Annotated in this window: 2 protein-coding genes and 1 pseudogene; all 3 read left to right on the top strand. The window is 60.7% G+C overall.

From position 1 onward, the window contains the following. Positions 1-909: IS630 family transposase (locus ACESMT_RS05130; RefSeq protein ID WP_372825496.1), on the top strand; the 909-nt coding region annotated here is incomplete at its 5' end. After that, positions 893-1,552: a MarC family protein gene (locus ACESMT_RS05125; RefSeq protein WP_372825495.1), complete on the top strand. Its 660-nt coding sequence runs from the start codon at positions 893-895 to the stop codon at positions 1,550-1,552. The genes ACESMT_RS05130 and ACESMT_RS05125, both read left to right, overlap by 17 nt. A gap of 822 nt (positions 1,553-2,374) precedes the next feature. Continuing rightward, positions 2,375-2,664, top strand: a pseudogene (locus ACESMT_RS05120) (transposase); the annotation flags it as partial.

Here is a 2,664-nt window from a genome sequence, read left to right as displayed (position 1 = left end):
GTTGCTCGCTGGCGCGAGCGCTATGTTCAGGCCGGTCTTGAAGGCATCGAGCGGGACTTGCCCCGCGGAGCACCGCCTGTGAAGGTGGACGTGCAAAAGCTGGTGGAGTTGACCACGCAGACCACGCCCCAGGCTGCCACGCACTGGAGCACGCGAAAGATGGGCTTGCAGTTGGGTGTCAGCGCCAGCACTGTGATGCGGCACTGGCAGGCCAATGGCCTGAAGCCGCACATCGTGCGAGGCTTCAAGGTCTCGCGTGACCCGCAGTTCGTTGAAAAGCTCGAAGACATCGTGGGGCTGTACATGTCGCCGCCCGAACACGCCTTGGTACTGTGCTGCGACGAAAAAAGCCAGGTGCAGGCATTGGATCGCACGCAGCCGGGACTGCCGATGAAGAAGGGTCGCGCGCAGACAATGACGCACGACTACAAGCGCCACGGCACCACAACGCTGTTTGCGGCGCTCAACGTGCTGGACGGTCAAGTCATGGGCCAATGCCAGCAGCGACACACGCACGTCGAGTGGCTGAAGTTCCTGCGCCAGATCGACCGTCAGACGCCCAAGGGCAAGACGCTGCACCTGATTGCCGACAACTACGCCACGCACAAACATCCGGCCGTGCAGGAGTGGCTGGCCAGGCATCCGAGGTTCAACATGCACTTCACGCCGACCTTGGCGTCGTGGCTGAACATGGTGGAACGCTTCTTTCGCGATCTGACTACCGAACGGCTGCGTCGGGGCGTGTTCACCAGCGTGCCCGATCTGGTGACAGCCATCGATGAATACGTTGCCCATCACAACACCGATCCGAAGCCGTTCATCTGGACCAAGAGCGCGCGCGACATCCTGCAGAAAGTGATTCGTGCGAACAGTCGCTTAAATTCCAAACAGAATGGAACACTACACTAGCAAGAGCTTCCTGCTCGTGCTGGCTACCCTACTGCCGATCCTGAATCCGGCGGCCACCGCGCCGATCTTCCTTGGGCTCACCGAAGGCGCCAGCGATGACACGCGCCGCGTGCTGGCGTGGCGCATCACTACCAACATGGTGCTGCTGATCACCGTGGCGATGCTCGTGGGCTCCTATGTGCTCGCCATGTTCGGCATCTCGCTGCCCATCGTGCGCGTGGCTGGCGGCACCATCATCGCCGCCAACGCCTGGCGCCTGCTGGCCGTCAGCCTGTCTGCGCGAGACAACCGGCAATCCCTGGCTGAAGCATTCACGCCCGAGATGGCGCGCATCCACGCCTTCTATCCGTTGACGTTCCCGATCAGCTGCGGCCCGGGTTCGGTGGCCGCAACCATCACCATCGGCGTCACGCTGCATGAAGAGCGGCTGGCGCTGTCGCTGGCGCGCTTCGCCGGTGGCTTCGGCGGCGTGGTCGTCATTGGTCTCGTGATGTTCGTCGCCTTCCGCTATGCCACGCAGCTACTTAAACCGCTGGACGAAACCGGTACCACGGTCTTTCTGCGCCTGAGCGCCTTCATCCTGCTTTGCCTGGGCGTGCAGATCGTCTGGGATGGGCTCAGCGAGTTGCTGCGCAGCCTTTGACGCGGCGCCTTGCCAGCAGTGCCGCTGGCTGGTCGCCGTGACGCACGTCTTGTCCCTGCGTCTAAACTTGGTTTGAGATCAACGCAGTCCCCGCGTGCGAATGCGAGCAGCGCCACCTGGTGCTCAAGCCGAAGGCCGGGGACTTCTTTGTTTACTATTGTCGTGGTCCTCTTTGCGCGGGGCGCCTGGCGCTATGGGCAATGGCTGGCGACTGTGCCCGATAAGCTGCAGGCTCTTCTCGTCAATGCAGATCACGGGCTCATTGCGGCAAAGCGGCTTGGCATACAGCGCCAGCAAGTCGTACATGCGGTGTCGGTACTCCTCGGCCAACTTCCCGATGCGCCACATCAGCCGACGAAGGCTTGAGGTCGTTTTTTTAAACATGTGCCGCACCGTTTCCCTGCTCACCTTGCGCAAATCTGGCTCTTGGCGGGCTGCGCGTTCGAGGGCAACCATTGTCCAGCGTCGTCACCTGCGCCTCGGCATCCGTGTCGTACTGCGCGGGACGACCCGTTCGTGCAACATCAAACACCGCTAAATCAGCACCACCCTGTAAATACGCCGCCCGGGTACGTCACACGGCTGTTCGCCCGATTCCCAGAACGTCCATGATGTGGGCTTCCGGGATGCCTCTATCCGGGCACGACAAGATGCCATGATGCAATCGTGGGCGGACTACCTGGACAAGCTGCTTAGAGGCTGACTATCACCATAGAATCCGACAACTTCTGAAGTTATGTCCCGCAGTCTACGGCCAGTGACCTTTCCCCCGAAAAACGTACTTCTTAGCTGATGGGTAAAAATCAGTTCAAGGAGACAGAAATGAGTGAAGTAAAGCGACGTGGCAAGTACACACTGGAATTCAAGATGGAGGCCGTGCGGCTGGTCAAGGGTGGTCAAGGGTGGTCAGGCAGTGTCGGTGACTGCGAAGATACTGGGCCTACCCAAGGCAAGTCTGGATAACTGGGTCAGGCTGGCTGGCAAAGGCCAGCTCCAAGGAGCCGGTGACAAGCCAGTGAGCCCCGAACAAATGGAGCTGGCCCGACTGCGGGCTGAGCTGGCGCGGGTGAAGATGGAGCGCGACATCCTAGAAAAAGCGACGGCGTACTTTG

Origin of the sequence: Polaromonas sp. (genome assembly GCF_041689105.1) — a bacterium.
Taxonomy (GTDB): domain Bacteria; phylum Pseudomonadota; class Gammaproteobacteria; order Burkholderiales; family Burkholderiaceae_C; genus Polaromonas.
Note: the sequence above shows the minus strand (reverse complement) of the source record. Positions and strands in the feature narration are given on the sequence as shown.

What these genes read in the sequence shown, in the direction of transcription:
- ACESMT_RS05125 (WP_372825495.1), top strand. Translation starts at nt 893, where the DNA reads ATGGAACACTACACTAGCAAGAGCTTCCTGCTCGTGCTGGCTACCCTA.